Below are 19,998 nucleotides of genomic sequence, written 5' to 3'. Positions count from 1 at the left end.
AACTCACCTAAAATTTAATAAACCTTTTGTTTTTCTAGTTCGAAACTGAATAAAATCATTGCGCTCTTCAATATTTAGATAAATATTCATTTTTTTCACTTCAGCAAAACTTTGCCCCAGATCATGATGATAACGATGACCGGGGTATACCAGCACTTCATCAGGAATCATTTTTTTTAGATAATTAAGGGAATCAAACATCATCCCAGCATCCCCACCTTTGCTATGGCAAAACCCACAACCCTCGTTAAACAAAGTATCACCTGTAAATAAAGCATTATCTATTTGATAGCAAAGACCACCAAAAGTATGGCCTGGCGTTTGATGAATAATGATGCTGGGAAGATGTTCCAAAGTAAGAAGATTTTGAAAAGGATAAATCGCTTTGAGGTTATGACACTGGAATCCATAATACTCGATTTCAGAACTACTCATATAAACAGGACATTCATAATATTTGGCAAAATAATTCGCCAAATGCGAGTGATCCAGATGATGATGGGTCAGCAAAATAGCGATAACCCTTAAATCGTTTTGCGTTACAAAGTCCTGAAACCTTCTTTTTTCCCATGATGGATCGATAAAAATACAGATTTTACTCTCAGTATCGACAATAACAGGACAATAATTTATAAATTTGAATCGCTGGGTTTTAATGACTTCGATGTACATCATGAACTCGTATAAAATTAAAATCAGGGTGATACGCCATTTGATAATGGTACTTATCAAAACAAACAATCTGATTTTTTTTGACTTCTAAAACAATAGGTTTTGCCTTAACGAACTGAGACACTATCTCCTCCTCCGCTTGAAGGGTAAAAACTGGATTTTTAGCAAAATAAAGCACTGGAGACACAAGCAGCTCACCCGTGATTTTATGTGCATCAAACAAAGTAAAATAATACGTTAAGTGTGCTTCGTCTCTAAGTTTATGTAACACCATACGATTTCGCACACACCAAGCTTCCAGGTCCTTCGTCCCCCCGAATAGTGCAAGCTCATTAGCAGACAGTTTGAAATGAACATTTAAAATAAAATTATCCTGACACGGTTCGAGCAAAGCATGACTTTCCCATAACATAAAACGCGCATCCCTTTCTGCCTGAAGTGTGACATAAGAAGTTGCTGAATCGAAATAATCAACATGGTGCCCTAGAGCACCTTGCCCTGCTTGCAAATCACTAACAATGATTTGTTTATCCAAACACATTGTGGCCGCAAATGCTTCTAGTTCAAAATGAGTCTTATCCAACATCTTAATCATCATGAACCCCAATCGCTTTCTCCATGTTTTGGCTACGCATTTGAATATTCCAGACCCCACCTATTACCATTTGATATTCATTTTTTAACAAGGGTTTAATTTTAAAATGTGCTTTTTCCAATTCATGCCAAGGCAGAGCTGGGAAAAAATGATGTTCCACGTGATAGCCAAAATTTAAAAATAAATAATGTTGTAGCCATCGAGGAAACCAGGTGCTGCGCGTCGTTTGCGCATGTTCTTTTAATGTAGGTCGATGTTGTGTGGGTTCTAAACCTAAATGCTGCGGAGTAGACAAGGTTTCCCAGAGGATTCCATAAATTAAAATCGCAGGAGCTAGATTTTTAAACGTTAAAAAGCTTGGAAAACACCATTTTAAAAATACGTAAGCAAAAAACAAAAAAAGCACAGAAAACAAACATTGTCGAAACATAACGCGAGATAGTTTTTTTTGTTTTAGCAGTTTAAGAGGATAGGTCCAATAAACCAGATGTAAAAAAAACACATTTAATGGAATAAAGGTTCTCCAACCAACATGAAAAATCCAGGGTAGTTTCTTACTTATTTTTGCCTGTTTCAGTAATTCAAATACTGGATCTTTATCAATATGCCCAGTCCATTTATGGTGCTCTTCATGAATGATTTTCCATGGATAAAACGGCATGCAACAAAAAATACTCATGTAATGGCCAAGAGCCACATTCAGCCAGGATTTACTCGATAAGGTATTATGACCGCACTCATGAAGTAAAATAAAATTATGCAGAAATAAAATCGCCAAACAAATTTCACCAAGACAATAGAACAGCAGGCTGTTTTTTCCCAGAAAAATAACTGCAGCACAAAGCAACACGATATCAGCAATTAGAAAGCTAAGACTCTTGGTAAGTCGTCGCTTAAAATTCAATGATTTTCTCACCTCAGTGTATTCTTCATTACTTAACATAAAAGTTCTTCCTTCTTCTTTGCAATAGAATTAATGAGTTGCGATAAAGAAACATTTTCAAGCAATACCGTTGGTGAAATGTTGATCTTTAGCTCACATTTAATTTGTTCTGCCAAATGGATTGCTGCCAATGAATCAAAGCCATATTGAGCCAGAGATTGATTTAAATCCAAAGTAGTTGCCGCACAATGTACATGTCTTGCTAATAGTGTCAATAACTCATCTGAATTTGCAGTTTTTGCTGGCATCAACTCCCTGTCATTTTGTGAATCTACCGATTTTTGTAACAAGGTATGATGACCAGGCCGATTTTTTAATCGTGCAACAAAAATCGATTGCTCCACCTCTTTGGGCATCGCAAACACATCTACCGCAAAACCGAGCTCTTGTAGTAGTTTTTGCCACGTTTCTGCATTAAGTAACGCGCTTGCTGGAATGCGGTATTCATCTTTATTGGTATGCCATTGCTTAAATAAGCCAAAAGTAAATGCCAGAAATAAACTATTTGCAGTTGCTTCATTAATAATCAATACGCCATCATCACGGAGCAATGGAATAATATTCATCAGGCATTGACGCATATCATCTGCTGTATGCAATACATTGCTTGCAATAATGAGATCAAATTGTTTACTCATCACTGGCTTGTTAATATCTAAAATACAGGTATCCACCTCAGCATACTGAGTGGAGTATTCTTTAGCCCGGGCAACAAATTGAGGATTAATGTCACTAAACATGTAACGAACCTTATCGGAGCATTGGGTTAGTATTGCTTCGGTGGTAGCACCAGTCCCTCCTCCTAATTCAAGAATATCAACTCGATTAGGACGTGCGCTACTAATGTCCTTAACTAATGATGCAATGGTTTGATTGTAATAATGGGCCAAGAGATTTTTTTGATAAATAGCACGTACTAAATCATCTCGTCCAAAAGGAAACATCACCTGCTGGATGGTTTTTTGTCCGGTAACTACCTCAGTAAAATGCATTGCACAAACCCTAAGTAATTGTACAAAAGATTTGATTTGGGGGTACTTTCTCATTAATTGCACTTGATCGTGTAGTAATTCAGCATGGGACTTAATTTGATATGGATTCTGAGGAAGATGACTTCGTTCAAAATTTTTTAACATATTGATTAATGCTAAATAATAATTTTCATAATCTTTATGCACTCCTGCCGCTAAATTACTCTGACTCCAAACAACCCCTTGAGTCAGCAAGTAATGTTTCATTAAGTGAAAACAAAAATACTCTAAATCAGATAATCCTTGATTAAAAAGAAGCAAATCTTCGGTTTCTTGAGTTAGCGGATCGGTACAAATTGGCATCATTGTTTTTACTGATTGTGAAACATTAAAAAAACTCAGATTAGATTGAGGCGAACAGGCTGCCAATTGCAAGGAGTAATAACCTTGTTCCGCGGTAATTGGAGCAATACCCGAGGAGAGCATCAGTTGATTTGCGGCCTCATTTTCTTGTTGCCAAAACCCCCAATGAACCAGTTTTGTTTTCTCAGAATGCAAGGCTTGAATTAAGGCATCCGCATAATAACAGGTTGCAGAGTAAGCACCTCTGTTTTTATTTTGTGTATAAACCTGTACTGAAGAGGTAATGACAACATGCTTCACTTCACTACGATGGCATGCATTAATTAAATGATAAGTACCTAATACCTTAACATACATCTGTGACAAATAGTCTTCATAGCTTAATGAACTCACCGGAGATTCGGCATAACAAGCACCTAAATGGTAAAGACAATCGATTGCTCCATAGCGTTGAATCACCTCTGCAAGCAAAGACTCCACTTCATCAGCGACAGTGCAATCCACCGTTCGCCAATGGATTATTCCTTCAGTTCGTGATATCGAAGAACGACTGGCAATAATGAGTGCCCGGGGATTACGCTCAATAAACTTGGGCACTAAATATTTCCCTACTTGACCATCACCACCAATAAGCACGATGACTTCATCAGTAGGTACTGAATGATTTAAAGAACGATTTACTGCTTTAAGCTGCCGATGCCATACCCCATCATGCGCTAAAACCAAAGGATAAGCCTGACCTTGATTTGACACAGTAAGAGCATGAGCACTAATCGTATTGTCCACAAGATCAATGCATTCAATCAACCAATATGGATGCTCTTTTTTTAACGATTGGGCTAAACCATGCAGGCTTGCTGCATAGGGATTAATCGTCGATTGTTTTAATCCATAAGCATTATTACTGAATACATAAAGTGTTAATGATTTTTCGTGATAATCCAGTTCTTTCAGTTTTTTAATTAAATGTAAAAAACCAGCCATTCCGAAGCGCTGAGAGCTGATCAGGGAAGTCGAGTTTATCGGTTCATCCCACATCCCGGCAAAATAATAAATCAACTCACAAGAGTGTTCTTGCAGCCATTGAACACCGTGGTCTACTGAATCCTGCTCGTCAACAAAGATAAAGCAAATCATCCCTTTATATGAAGTTTGTTGCAGTGCGTATTTTACTGATTGTTCTTGTGCTCGCGTCAAAAAAATAGCCAGCTGCTGATAACGGTTCAACTCAAGAGACTCGACTGTTTTTTTCCGCCAGATTGGTTCATAACACTCAATCTCGTTACTTACAGGTTTTAATTTCGCATGCTCTGCAAACCAACAATAATGAGTTGCAAAAGGATAAACAGGCAATGCAAGCGGAATTGCTCCAATTTCCTTATAAACATGTTGCCAATCAATGAATTGCCCTTCTTGATATGCAAGAGCAAGTTGACTTAAATAATCCTTCAATTGATCGGGACTATGTCGCAACTCAAGGAGCGTATCAACACTTGAGAAATTTTTTTGCAACGAACTAGATGATTTAACCCCCTGTTTTAATTGCTCTCGCAAATCGTCAAGGTCTTCCACAATCAATAGCTTGCGGCACGCAAAATCAGCGCGTCCTACGTTTAAGGAGTAACTTAATTGGGTCATACAAAAGTGCTCACCTGCAGAACTTAAATAATCCAGCAGTTGCGCTGAAATTCTTACCAGTGCCTCATTTGTCTTGGCGGATAATTTAATCGGTACATAGGGCAAATTAGGTAATTGTTGCGTCGAAATCCCCTGGTGGGTCAAAATACAATGGCCATTACTGCCACCAAAACCAAAACTATTAATCGCGATCGTTGTCAACAAAGCAGGTTTGGCTTGTTTAGCAATATGAAATGGGCTTTCTGCAAGCCGAATGAATGGATTAACTTCCTGAAAATTCGCCTGCGGTGGAATAATTTGATGCTTTAACATCAACAATCCTTTAATTACCCCCGCAAGTCCTGCAACAGGCTCCGTATGGCCTATATTACTTTTTACCGAACCGATATAAAGCGGTTTTGTACGTTGTGCAAATAACTCATGCAAGACCGAGAACTCAATAGGATCTCCCAAACGAGTCGCAGTCGCATGCGCCTCAAAATAATCAATTTCCTCAACCGATATTTCATGCTGATACACTTGCGATAATAATTGTTTTTGCGCCACCGGATTTGGCGCGGTTAGTGATTGTGATTGGCCCCCATGATTGACATGAATCGCTTTGATAGTCGCCTCTATACGCAACTTTTGCGCTACAGCCAAAGCATCCCCGACCAAAAACAAACCGGCCAAGCCTTCACCTTTAACATACCCATCCGCTTGAGCATCAAAAGGACGACAACAATTCGTTGGCGAAAGAACATTTAACTGAGTCGTTAACTCGAGTGTTTTTACATCACAAAGCAAACTCACACCCAGGACCAATGCAGACTCACATTCACCGTGCTTAATTGCTTGAACAGCACGGTTCAAAGCGGTAACACTGCTCGAACACGCTGTATCAATGGTTTCACTGGGGCCATGAAAATCAAAGAAATGTGAAATGCGGTTTGCAGCAAAAGTTTTCGCACACCCCGTAATTTGATAAAGGCTGTTTATCTGATTGCGATCCAATAAACGAGCATAATCATCAAATTGAATGGCAACAAATACACCGATGTTTTTTCCTTTTAATGAGGATGGTGCAACTCCTGCATCTTCGAACACATGCCAGGAAAGCTCTAATAACTTGCGCTGCTGGGGATCCATATATTTTGCTTGTTCCAAACCCATCTCAAAGAAAGCAAAATCAAAATCCGCATAATGGTCAATGAAACCCATTTTAAGTGATTCATCATCCTGATTCTCAAAACGCATTTTTAAAGGCATTTGGGTGCAATCTTTTCTTGCCAATAAAGCCTGCCAATAATCTTCTGGAGTAGGACATTGAGGGAAAGAACAATAATAGCCACAAATAACCACATTGGATAAGGTCGAATCCAATCGCTTTAGAGGAAAATCAGGAGTATTTCTTTTATTTTCCAGCAAATATTCTTGTAGTTTCTTTACGGTATGGAATTCAAAAAACTGATTGGGAGCAATTTGCACCTGATAATGTGTCGTGATTGCTTCGGCTAATTCACTCAGTGTCAAGGAATTAAATCCCAATTGATAAAATGTATTCTCATCTTTAACCTGCTGCGCAGAAACCCCGATGATCGATTCGATTAATTCATATAAGGAATAACCTTCATTAAGGCTTATGCGTTCAGGTAATTTCTGAAGCGGAACATTGAAGCATTCTTGGGTTAAATACTTATGAAATTGCTGGGGATTGCCCTGAAATGGAATGTACTCCCCTGCAGGTAGAGTGAGTAGCTGGCGGCAAATAACCTTTAAGTCACCAGTCTTTAACGGCTCTAAACCCTGAGTGTTTTTACTCCACGTTAACCAATTTAATTGATCCGGGGATTGCGATGTTTCCGTCATCACAAAAGGCAAGTAGACACACACATGTTCTTGACAATACGCAGTAAATGCAATCAAAGATGCATTATAAACTGCATAGTCATCCTGCGTACTAAATCCAGCTAATGCAGATAAAGAAGAAATACTGATTAATTTTTGCGGATGATTTTGTTGAATAAATTGACTTAAGTGATAATGTAATTTTTTTCGTTGTGCCGCTTCATTTTTGCTTTGTCCAGGCATCACGCCCAAACAATTAATGATAACATCATAAGAAAAAGATGAATGATATGGATTCGAAAAATCATGTTGGATGTAATGAATTTCACCTCCTAAATCAGCAAGCATCTGTTGTCGTTGCGAATCAAGAGCACTGCGTCCAATAACATTAAATCGATAAATTCCAGCCGCAATTAAAGTGTGGCAAAATTGATATCCGATAGAGCCTAAACCACCCAATACGACAACGCGCAGTTCAGGATTGATTCGTCGCGGTTGAACCGCTGTTGTTACTAAATTTAAAGCAATCGTTTGACGCGTCGTATCATAAGCCACCAAGCGATGATCACGCTGTTGCGCTTCGTTACTTACTATGCTCACTACCTCAGAAGCAGGCAAACTGGATAAATGAGAAATCAAAATATTCTTCTGATAATGTTTTAATTGATTCGGCAACGACATCATCAACGCATGCGACTCCATCCAATGACTACGACTCTGATGGATTAATATAAATTGAACCTCAGGATTCACCGCAATACATTGGGTTAACAGGGCAATAAGCTGTTCTGATGGATGACTTGCTTCCCCAAAAACAATCACCGCTTTTTTTAATCGTGTTTCCGCGTTAGCTCGTTTGAAATACATCGGCTGAACTCCACTATCCAGCTGATATAGTTCTTCAAAATGTGCAATGGGCTCCAAAGTACAAGGAACGATGTCCATTCGATAACAAAGATGAGTCACTGTTTCTGAATGAGACAACCAATAATTTTGATTTTTATATTGGGTTTTGGGGCGCGGGTATAGTTTATGTGACCCATTTTGTAAAATTAAATGTGCATTACTACCACCCGCACCAAAACTACTCAGGCCAGCAAAATGAAGTGTTTGTTGTGGCAGATAATGTGTAATTATTTCAATTGGTACATCATCAATATTTAATCCCGGGTTTAGTGGCAATGCATTGATCGAAGGTGCTAATGCCTGAGCTTGAAATTGCGCAACCAATTTCACAATACCGGCCATTCCGGCAGCGGCTTCCAAATGCCCAAAATTACTTTTTATCGAACCCACATACAATGGTTTCTGTACCGAACGCGAACCAAACACCTGCTTTAATGCAGCTAGTTCAATAGGATCACCTAAAGACGTTCCTGTTCCATGTGCCTCAATGTAATCAATTTGCTCGGGCATAATCCTCGCTTTGGCTAAAGCGTGTTGCATCACTTTTGCTTGTGCAGAAGCATTAGGTACAGTAAATCCACTCCCCATTCCCCCATGATTTAAAGCCAAACCTTTAATCAGTGCATAGATTGAATCCCCATCAGCGAGTGCCTTTTTTGCATTCTTCAACAGAAGGACTACAACGCCCTCCCCCGGAACATAACCATCCGCTTGTTCCTGAAATGGGGCACTTTTGCCCGTAGGCGATAAGAATTTATTTTGTACCAACGATGCTAATTTATAAGGATGTGAACAAAGATTCACGCCCCCAACCAACATGGCATCGACCTCATCATTTGCTAAATAACGACAGGCTAAATCAATCGCAGTAAGTGAGGAGGAGCACATGGAATCCAGAGAGAAACTAGGACCTGTCAAATTCAACGCATAGGAAACACGATTTGCGATACTGGCTCCTGATGATTGGGGACATTTAACGTCAGCATCCTGTTGGTATTGCTCCACACCATAGTTTTGATAAAGATGAAACATGGATGCTGCAATCACACCAATATTTTTCTCTTGAAGCTGAGCATAACCCGCATCTTCCAAACAATGCCAGGCATTCGCTAAAAACAATCGCTCTTGTGGATCAATTAACGCCGCATCACGAGGCGAGATATTAAAAAATAAAGGATCAAAACTGGCAATATCGTCCAAATATCCACCCCAGGGATAGGGGGTATAATGCCAATTTCGCTGTACCGTTTTAATGGAACTTTTACCAGCGGCTAAATTACTCCAAAGTTCCTCCAAGTTGGCTGCATCAGGTAATTGAAATGAAATTCCGATAATTGCAATGTCTTGTTCATTGATATCAGGCACTTCAGGCTGGGTCTGAAACTTATCAAGCGGGCATTCTTGTGATTTTAATAAACGATGTTTGAGCAACGCGGGATTAGCAATCACAACATGGGGTACATTTGCCGCAAATGCACGCTCCAACAATGGAAAAGCATGGGACGCTTTTAAAGGAACAGTTCCATATTCCTCTTGCAATTTTTGCAATTGAAGCGCGTTGATTTCCATCCCGCCTTCGGACCAATAAGGCCAACTGATACTAATAAAGCGAGAAGGATGTTTTCCTGCAAGGCGTAATTGTTCTTGTTCGCAGGCATAAGCATTTAAAGCTGCATTGGCTGCAGCATAGATGCTTTGTCCAAGATTGCCTATCTCTGCAGATAAAGAAGAATAAAGGCAATAAAAATCAATTGACTTATGCTGTAACGCATGATGAATGACCCGCAAGCCATCTAATTTGGAACGCACCGTTTTTTCAATATCATCGGGGCTAATATTCATCAGCAACCGATCATGTTTTTCACCAGCTAAATAAAACAAACCATCAATAGGAAAATCATGTGTCGCGAAAAAATGATTTACTGCATCAACATCGCATACATCCAATTGATAGTAAGTGACATTCTCATCCGATACGATCTTTTTAGTTCGTCCAACGACATGGATCTTGGCTTGATATTGCGTGCTTAAATAACGCGTGAGCAAACGGCCTAATCCTCCATGGCCGCCAACAATCAAATAGCTGCCGCCTGTTTTAAAACTTGAACAAGGCAGCGCATGATTCAATTGGAGTTTGATGTAACTTGCGGCATAAAGCGTATCTTGATGGAGGTAAACACATCCCTCCATACTCGACAAATCCTTAGTATTCTCTTTGACGCATTCATCACTTACAAAAATCGAGAATTGATGTTGAGGATATTCTTTAGCAAGACATGAAAAAAAAGCAGAAACCGAATGAATTAAAATTGCTTGCTTAGGTGACAACCCCACAACCAATGAAGGCAACTTTCCTTGTATCCCAGATAAAAGCCGGGCAAATGTTTGTACCAAACGATTCAAAACAGTATGCAAATCCAGATCCGTTTGATGATAACGGCCATCATAAATAATCCAATCCTCTTTAGAATGTTCTTGATAAAACTCCAGTGCCTGGTCATCGTTTAAGCGGTCATTAATAACCAATATTCGCTTATCATTGAGGCTTCGATTTATTTTAGTTTTTGTTGGAACATAAAGTGCATAATCAGCATTTTCTAATTGCTTTGGTAATTGTTCAGTCGGACCAACACTGTCGCTTTCACGAGGCAAAGAATCATACGAATTAATATATTCAGTTAATTTTTCCAACGTATTTTGTTCAAACAATAAAGTCGGATAAAGTTCTAAATCAAATTGTTGTTCTAATACATCAACCAAAGCGATTAAGCTACTGGAATCAAAACCTAAATCAAAAAAAGAAACATGCGGCTCTAAAAATTCAGGGGCATCCTGTAAATGATTCCTAATCAATACTTCAATTTTTTTCTGGGTATCACCATGAACGGTTGGTAACACAGTCACAGACTGCGTCACTTCTTGCTGCCCAAATTGCTGGCGCTGAAATCGCTTATTTGTTAATCCTTCAAGAACGACTACTAAATCGCCTGCAGGTGTAAATAATTGAATTCGACATTTGATTAACGACTCATGAGGCGTTGGCATTATTTCGGCTTTTACTACCAATGTTGCAGTCGTTACACGCGCAAAAACGCTCACTTTATCAATTCCCAACGGTAAATATCCCATGTCGGGACCGGCATGAACTACTTCATCAAAATGCAATGCAGCTATGGCAAAAGTAGCGCCATCCAATAAAGCAGGATGTAAATAAAAAGACGATAAATAAGGTTGTGCTTTACTACCTAAAGTCAATTCCATGGCGATTTGTGGCGCATTGATGTATGTGCTTCCACTCACCTGCATAAATTCACCATGCTCAATAAATGAAGCACGCGCCAGGCTATATATGGTGCTCATTGAATGGATTTGTTCGTTTGCTTTTGGCAGGTGAATCAATATGGGTAATTTTGGTCTTTTGAATTCTGCGATTGATTTGAAATGGACAATATTCTGACCGTGTTCCTGATGGTAGATTTCTATGGTATGACGTTGGGAATCATAAGCAACAATCAAAACAATCGTTTCACCTGCTTGCACTTTGGCAGCATGAGGATAAGTCACTTGGGTGAGCTCAAAAAACTCGGACTGAAAACAGCGAGCAATGATATCCAAGTAAGCAATGCCTGGTAGTACACGGACCCCATCAATGCGGTGATCTGCAACCAGATAATTATCCGCATTTAATTTAATTTTAAATTCGTTCAACATCAAAAAATTCATCCATTATTTCGGAATACATTTCTTCCCGCGGCAAAACGGCAAGCTTTATTGATTGTGGCTCTGGCATCCCGCTTGAAAGAATGACATGAGCATTTGTTCCCCCAAAACCAAAAGCACTCACGCCAAAATAATGAGTACGAGTCCTATCTAAGAGTTTTGGTTCATCAAGCAAACACAAAGGAGAGTTGGCAAAATCATAACGGGGATTTGGTGTTATTTTTTCGGGCTGCGGCAACAAACAACGATGGTAACTGCATAAAGCCGACTTTATAAATCCAGCCATCCCTGCAGCGCTTAAAGTATGACCTATATTTGCTTTCACACCACCTACAACACATTTTTTATTGGATGAATGTCCTATAACATGAGTTAATGCCTGTAACTCCATGGGATCACCCAATTCTGTGCCAGTAGCATGCATTTCGACATAGTCCAAATGTTGTGCTGTCAAACCGGCATCGGCTAATGCTTTTTGAATCACTTTTTGCTGGGCTTTAGGATTCGGGGTCGTATACCCCATAGTATTTCCATCATTATTGACCGCTATGCCTTCAATAACACAATAGATCTTATTTCCATCTGCAATTGCTTGCTCCAAAGGTTTTAAAACTACGAAACCACCGCCTTCACTAAGGACAATGCCATTAGCACGAACATCAAAAGGGCGACACCTGAAATCAGGTGATAATGCTTTAGCAGCATCCATCAAGGCAAAAGGCCGGGTATTTGCTAACCCATCAATACCACCGACCAAGGCCAGTTCAATATCCCCTGCCCTCAGCGCAGAAACTGCATGATGCAAAGCAACCAAAGAGGAAGAGCAGGCCGTATCAACGACTTCTGCCGTGCCGCGTAAATCAAAAAAATGATTGATATGGGCCGCAATAAAATTCTGTCCCTGACCAATAATGGTAAAATGGTTAATCTCTTGCGGCCCACTAAAATCTGCACGAGCGCCTACGAATACCCCCGCATTCATCCCTTTAATTGTTTCCTTTGTAAAACCGGCATCAAAAATTGCCTGCTGACTTAATGCCAAAGCACGCGTAACCATTGGATTAATTTGCCGTTGATGCTTGTCAGAAAATCCAAAATCAAGCGCAGTTCCAAATGCATGTTCATGAATAAATCCGCCATGAAAAGCAGCATATTCAATTCGGTCAACACGCTCTTTAGGAATGGGAGTAATCGAAATTTTAGCGTGCAGCAAATTATCCCAAAATTGCTGCACATTATTGGCACCAGGGAACTGGCATCCAATACCAATAACTGCAATTTTTTTGGGATTGTTTGGTTGCTTAGATGCCATAACCGGTTTGCTCAATGTCTCTGGTATAAAGCCATTGATTTGCTGGACATGAGCCGCTAATCGAGCAAGCGTATTGTGTTCAAAAATTACTTCAGCAGCGAGCATCAAACCCATTACCGTTTCGATCCTCTTTAATAAAGCCATCAATAGAACCGAATCAACTCCATATTCGGCAAAACTCCTATCCAGCTTAATCTCATCTTCAGTGACACCGACCACATCCATAAGAATCCGCTTTAATGTCTCTAATACATTGCTTTGAATGGATACTCGCTGCTCTGGCAAAGGGGTATTTAGCGACAGTTCATTTTTACTTGGCATGATGACCGAAGAAGTCGTTACCCGGGCTAATAACGTTGTCAGTAAAGCCAGGGCTTCGTTGGTTTCATAACTTCCGAGTTGGCTTCGTTGATAACTGCTGCTTCGCTCCGCATTTTTACTAAACTCACTCCATGCAGGCCAAGCAATACTCAATACTGTTCCAGGGTGAACTTCGGCAAATGCGTTCAAATAATGATTACTCAAAGCATAATCAACAACACCCATCGCAAGCTCTGGCAGAACAGAAGATACCGAAGAAAAAAGAACCAATCGTTCGAATCCATAAGAATTTACTATGGACCATAACGCGTCAAGCCCTGCTTTTTTTGGATGAAACATTTGTGTGAACTCATTTTTGGTAAGTTCAGTGAGTGACTTGGTTTGCTTTGGCGTGACACCTGCACAATGGAAAATCCAACCAAAACGATCTGTTTCATTCATAACAATCTTTAAAAAGGAAGCAAATAATTCCTCTTGAGCTAAATCACCAATATAGTAATAAACCGCACAGCCTTGTTTTTTTAATTGATGTATCAATTGAACAGTTTTTCCTGCCTTACAGGGTGAGTGCAGATAATGCTCCCATAAAGTTTCTTGGGGTAATGGGGTAATACCAGTTAAAATTAATTGACGTGCGCCACTCGCAACCAGCCACTTTGCAACCTCCGCACCAATACCACTGGTACCGCCAGTAATTAAGTAGACCTTTTCCGATTCAATTGAAATTGAAACTGATTTTTTATATTCACGCTCTTGCAATAATTGAATTAATCGCTTTCCTTGCGCATAACGAATCTTATGATAATCAAGGTTTAACTGACTTAACTCGTGTTGAATGAGCTCATAAGTAAGTAACTGTTGCTCCACCTGTAATGTAGCCGTTTTTAAGCCTATGGTTTGTCCATTCATGCACCGTAGAAAATAAGCAATCACATCCAAATTAGGTGATGGCCTATCATAAATCTGAAGTATCGTTCCTTTTTTGGCGGCAAGAGCAACGTGTTGCAAAAAACTCAAATGGTCAATGAGGTCTAACTCATCATTGCAACAATCAAGCAGTACAAAATCATCATTCAATAACTCAATGATTTGTTTTGGCGTTATTGCGCTTCCCTCTTGGGCTAAGTAGCATCCGTTTTGTGATGTACAAATGATGTGCATTGCATTTTGAGATAGAAGCTTTTTTATCACTGCCTCATTGCTTTTAGTGCTTACCACCATCCATTTATGAGATTCAGGCGACACAAGAGGTTTATTATCAGGGGATATTTCCCGTTGCTGCCACACATACTCATAGAATCGGTCTGAAACCGTGCTTTTCTCAACATCATGAGCATAGCGTCTGTTTTGAAATGCCGTTCGCGGCAATGGGCTAACTTTAGGTTTAATGGTATGTTCAAAACTTTGTAAAATCACATGTGCATTACTACCACCTGCACCAAAGCTGGACACGCCAGCATAATAACAATGGTCTTGTGGATGAACAGACCAACTCGTTTGAGCTTGACATACAATTAATGATTCGGGCAGTTGAATATTAGGATTCAATGAACTCGCGTGCAGACTTGCATAAAGCTTTTTTTGTTGCATTTGTGCAATTACTTTGACAATACCCGCAAGCCCTGCCGCAGCCTCCATATGTCCATAATTTGATTTTAATGAACCAATAAAGCAGGGCGTATTACGTTCGGAAAATACTTTATTTAAACCTTTTATTTCAATCGGATCCCCTAATTGGGTCCCAGTACCATGGCACTCCACATAACTGATGTCTTCAGGCTTTAATCCTGCGTTTGCGATTGCTTTTTTAATTACTTCTGCTTGGGCATTTGCATTAGGAACCGTGTAACCTGAACTGGTACCATTATGAGCAATGCTACTACCCTTAATCACGGCATGGATACGGTCTCCATCACTAATTGCTGCATGTAAGGGTTTGATTAAAACGCTCACTACCCCTTCACTGGGAACATAGCCATCGGCTTGTTCCCCAAAACTGGCACAATGTCCCTGAAGCGATAGCATATTTCGATGTAAGAGTTCTTGATATTTATAATCATGACTAATGAGATTGACCCCTCCCACCAAAGCCATAGAGGCATCATTGGCATTAATGGCTTGCATTGCCAAATGTAATGCGGTTAATGAAGAAGAACACATACTGTCAAGCGTAAGACTCGGCCCGGTAAAATTAAGCACACTGGAAATTCGATTTGCAATACTCGCGGCAGTTGAATTCGCTAAAACCGTTTTTTGTTCTTTTAAGCTTTTTTCAAAACCCGTTAATTGATAAAAATTATTCATTGCACCAATGAACACAGCAACCGAATGAGATTGATCGCCAAGACGAATTCCTGCATCTTCGAAACAATGCCAGGCATTTTGCAACATAATCCGCTCTTGCGGACACATAATCAATGCATCGTTGGGTGCAATATTAAAAAATAAAGCATCAAAATCATTGGCATTTTCGAGCAATGCACCAAAACCATAACTCCGATCAGCAATTGCCTGAATGCAATTTTTCTCTTTCTCAAGGACCTCGATGAATGAAGAGAAATCCGAGGCTTGGGGGAAATTAACGGCCATCCCAATAATTGCCATATCCGTTGTCGAAGACATCGTGTGCAACAAACGCTCTGACTGTGTTTTTTCGACTCGTTGAGGGATAGGGTTGCTGAAATGTTCTATTAACTCAGCAAACGTAGTATGTTCAAATAAAAGCGTTTTAGGTTGACTGCCAAAATGAACCTCCAGATCAAAAATAATATCCATAGCCAATAAAGAATCTAATCCAAGCTTACTGAATTGACCAATTTTCTTTAGTTCATCAGGCGTCATATTCAACCGATGGGAAAAAATCGAATAGACTAACTCTTGCGTCGATTCTTTTTCCATATCGACTCCCGCACTATATACATCAGTAGATAGACCACTGGCTGCAGGCGCTAGATCTGCGGATGTATATTGCATCTGCTCATTTATGCCTACGTCCCGCAATTTATCTGCACCATCCAATGATGCCTCAAAAGTTCTGGATCCCGAGGACAAGCCGCACGACGTAGCATGGGGATACGATGTTACAAGATAATGCGCCGTTAATTCTTCAATCACGACACACAATGCCCCATCTTCATCAAAAATTTGAATATGGAAACTGAGAGGTCCTACTTTTTGCGTACACACTAAAGCATGATTTACCAGTTTCTTGAGAAGCACCACTTTTTTAGCACTCACCGGTAAAGAAAGCGGTTGTTGTTGATACAAGGTGAAATAGCCAACGGTTTGTAACGCCGCATCAAGGAGATAGGGATTAAATAAAAACTCGCTAAAATCCCCATTAAATCGAATAGGTGCAAAAACTCGCTCCTCAGAGGCAAAAAGTTGCGTAATGTTTTTTAGATCAGGACCATATTGAATTCCTGCTTGTTCAAAACAGCGATAAAATTCAGTACAGTCAATTGCGTTAGGAATACATTTAAATTCATGCAGATTAAAAGAAACTAATTCCCTTTCCCGCTCTGCAAATTCTGCTCTAAAAAACGAATCTCCATCATAAAGCAATTCAATGGAGTTATGAGTCTTACTCATATTAATCTTCAGCCATGGATTAAGCGCAGGCAACGCTTTAAGCCATCGCACATTCACACAATACAACGGTAATTCATTAAGGAAATACTGAGTTAAAGCAAGACTCGCAACTCCTGGTAAAATGGCCTGATGATTTACCTGATGCTGACTGAAATATGTCTGCTCAGCAGATAACATATATTCTTGGGCTTTCTGCCAATAACAATGAATTTTTTTAAATGGGTATACTGGAAACTTAGGCCGATTCTGAGTTGCAAATTGTTGAATGACCAGATGTGCATTGGTACCAGAAAACCCAAATGAACTTACAGCCGCAAGCGATTTATTTTTAGGCCATGGACTTAATTCTTTAACCGGATAAAAGGGGGTACTGGCAAAATCAATCTGCGGATTTTCACGTTCACAATGAAGTGTTGCTGGAATTTTTTGGAAATAACTGCATAAAACACTTTTGATAAAACCACACACTCCGGCCGCATGGACTGTATGACCAATATTGGACTTGATGCTTCCTAAACCACAGGATTTTTCAGACTTCGTTTCATGTGTTGCAAATAATCGCTGCAACGCATGTACTTCAATAGGATCCCCAAGTTCTGTACCTGTTCCATGGGTTTCAATATAAGCGAGATCATCAGTGGACAAACCATATGAAGAATAGATCTGTTGCATCAATTCTGTTTGAGCTAAACCATTTGGAGCGGTAATTCCATTTGATTGTCCGTCTTGATTCACACCACTGGCTTTGATTACTGCATAAATGGGATCCTTGTCTTTAAGCGCTTGTTTTAAAGGCTTCAAATAAACACAAGCTACTGCTTCACCAGGGATAAACCCATTCGCTTTATCACTAAATGTTTGACATGCATAATCTGGAGAAAGCATTTTGGCATGATGTGCTTGCTGGAGAAAATCATCACTGCTCATAATGAATACCCCGCCAGCAAGAGCACTCGTGCATTCGCCATTTATAATCGCCTGGCAGGCTTGATGTATGGCAACTAAAGAAGAAGAGCAAGCAGTATCTAACGTAATTGCTGGTCCGGTCAGATTAAAGGTATAAGAAACTCGTCCGGCAATGACTGCGGGAGCATTTCCCCAAAAACTTTGGGCTATCGGTTTCTGTTGACTGTGTGTCAAATAACTATTTTGGCTTGCCCCCACAAAAACTCCGCAGAATTTATCAGGAAGTTCCATTGGTGAATAACCCGCATCCATTAAAGCAGCAGCGGCCGTTTGCAAAAATAATCGCTGTTGCGGGTCCATCGCTTGGGCTTCAATTTTTGGTATGTGAAAATAGTCAGGATCAAAAGCAAAAACATCATCCAACCATCCAGCATGATTGGGTTCACGTAAATAGTGTTCTCCCCGCTTTTCCAAGGAGGTAATTGCATTAAATCCATCACATAAAGAATTCCATAATTCTTCTACTGTTTCAGCTTGCGGAAATTGACCCGCCATACCGATTACAGCAATATCCAAAGGCTCTTTAAGCGATTTATTTTTTGTTGTAGTGGATCGCGTCAGTTCAACTCCTTCCATAATGATTTGCCAATTTCCCTGTGCATCAAAAATCGTAGCCTCTTGATCTTTAGCAAATAAAAAAGCACTGGGTTGATTCGACACATGAAATAAAACGCGTTTTATTGTCTTGGGCAGTCCGGGTCGAGGGTTTTGCGCAAAATAAGGATCGTTAAGGTAAATCAAAGAATGCAGCATACTGCCTAAAACCGCAGGATAACTGGCCTTTGGACTTAATGCTGCAGAAAATGATTCATGAACATCATTATATTGTTCAATAACCCGATAACAATCGCCTAAGTAGTGTAATGAATCGTTCTGATAAAAATCATTCTTTACTAAATTATCAGCATTCTTCCATATTCTGGTCATTTTATTGGGCGACTCGAATTGATAAGTAGTCTGTAATACCAATTCTTTGGTTCCATCATCATGCAATTGCTCAATGAAGCAGTAATGATTTATTGGATCGATTTCCAGATACAAATTGATCGCGTGTTCTTTTTCAGCAATTAATAATTTTTTTAATTCAACCCCAGTTAATTGCACGATTTGTGCTGTAGCTAAAGGCCTCAAGGCTGAGTAAATCATCATGAGCAAATTATCGAGCGGGAACACATAATGACCATCAATCTGATGCGCTAGCCAGTACTGATTACTTTGAGGAGTGTAAGTATATTTACGCCGTTGCCTAATCATCAATTAACTCTCCCGCAAATAAATCTACAGGCGGCCTTTCCGTAACAATGGGCTCTTTCCTCTTTAGCTGAGAATGAACAAAAGCTACTAAACGCTGCAAAGTGGGATAATCAAAAATAACAGCTGTGCGTAATGACAAATTAAATGCTTTATTAATGTTGGTTATCAAACTAACGCCGGTAATCGAATCAAGACCTATTTCTGCCAAAGGACGATCCGATTCAAGAATGTGTCCCTTGGGTAAATGAAGTGCTGCGCAAATAAATTCAGCAATTTGCTGCGCGATCATCCCCTCTCCCCGCTCATGCAGAGATGATGCCCGCAGGGCGGATGAGAGGGAACCAGAGTACTTCCTATGACAACAAAATACCTTTTGTGCTTTTTCTTGATCACGCAAATGCTGTTCTGAGACAACAAAACCTGCTGCGGTTAACTTTTGCAGCCAGAGATCCTGGCTTAATAAAGGAGAAGCATTTAATCGCTCAACGCCACTCGCTTGCCACCAGCCGTCAAATAAACCAAAAATAAAGTTCAAATACGCTTGTTCCTGAACTGCCTCATTGAGTAAGAATATCCCTTGCAGCTTAAGAAGGCGTTGCAATTCTTTAAGGGTAAACTCTAAATCATCGGCCAAATGGATTACGTTCGAAGCAAGCACCACATCAAAAGATCCATCAGCCAACTCTTCCAAATGATTCAAATCTAAATGGTCGCAGTACAAATTAAAATGCGCTTGTTCTTGTAATTTTTTACCTTGATTCAAGAAAAATGAAGAGACATCCGTATAGTAATAATCTATCTGCTCATAGCCATTCAAGACATCGAGCAACGTTTCTGTTGTTGCCCCTACCCCAGCACCCAACTCCAGTATTTTTACTCGCTTATTGCTGCTCTTGAGATATTCGTCGATATATCGCGC

General features: G+C 39.8%; 6 protein-coding genes (1 of these 6 running past the window's edge). All 6 read right to left on the bottom strand.

Going from position 1 to position 19,998, the window contains the following annotated elements:
* Positions 1-3: 3 nt before the first annotated feature.
* Tightly spaced (each overlapping or abutting the next), the 6 genes in view from DGG96_RS00730 to DGG96_RS00705 form a layout consistent with a single transcriptional unit that may run on beyond the window.
* A complete protein-coding gene (locus tag DGG96_RS00730) occupies positions 4-675 on the bottom strand; it encodes an MBL fold metallo-hydrolase (RefSeq protein ID WP_233590470.1) in 672 nt (223 codons plus the stop codon).
* On the bottom strand, positions 653-1,270 hold the full coding sequence (locus DGG96_RS00725; protein WP_126955288.1) for a hypothetical protein: 618 nt from the start codon (positions 1,268-1,270) through the stop codon (positions 653-655). The genes DGG96_RS00730 and DGG96_RS00725 overlap by 23 nt, the downstream gene beginning before the upstream one ends.
* Positions 1,260-2,210: a fatty acid desaturase family protein gene (locus DGG96_RS00720; protein WP_110141101.1), complete on the bottom strand. Its 951-nt coding sequence runs from the start codon at positions 2,208-2,210 to the stop codon at positions 1,260-1,262. Before DGG96_RS00720 ends, DGG96_RS00725 begins: the two co-directional genes overlap by 11 nt.
* On the bottom strand, positions 2,204-11,626 hold the full coding sequence (locus tag DGG96_RS00715) for an SDR family NAD(P)-dependent oxidoreductase (RefSeq protein WP_158618853.1): 9,423 nt from the start codon (positions 11,624-11,626) through the stop codon (positions 2,204-2,206). Before DGG96_RS00715 ends, DGG96_RS00720 begins: the two co-directional genes overlap by 7 nt.
* Complete coding sequence (locus tag DGG96_RS00710) at positions 11,610-19,079, bottom strand: SDR family NAD(P)-dependent oxidoreductase (RefSeq protein ID WP_110141099.1); 7,470 nt, start codon at positions 19,077-19,079, stop codon at positions 11,610-11,612. Before DGG96_RS00710 ends, DGG96_RS00715 begins: the two co-directional genes overlap by 17 nt.
* Positions 19,072-19,998, bottom strand: partial view of an SDR family NAD(P)-dependent oxidoreductase gene (locus tag DGG96_RS00705; protein WP_110141098.1) — the final stretch only. 12,003 nt of this gene lie beyond the right edge of the window; the window shows 927 of its 12,930 coding nt (coding positions 12,004-12,930); its start codon lies beyond the right edge, outside the window; its stop codon occupies positions 19,072-19,074. The genes DGG96_RS00710 and DGG96_RS00705 overlap by 8 nt, the downstream gene beginning before the upstream one ends.

This window comes from Legionella qingyii, from assembly GCF_003184185.1.
This window is presented reverse-complemented; position numbering and strand designations above follow the sequence as displayed.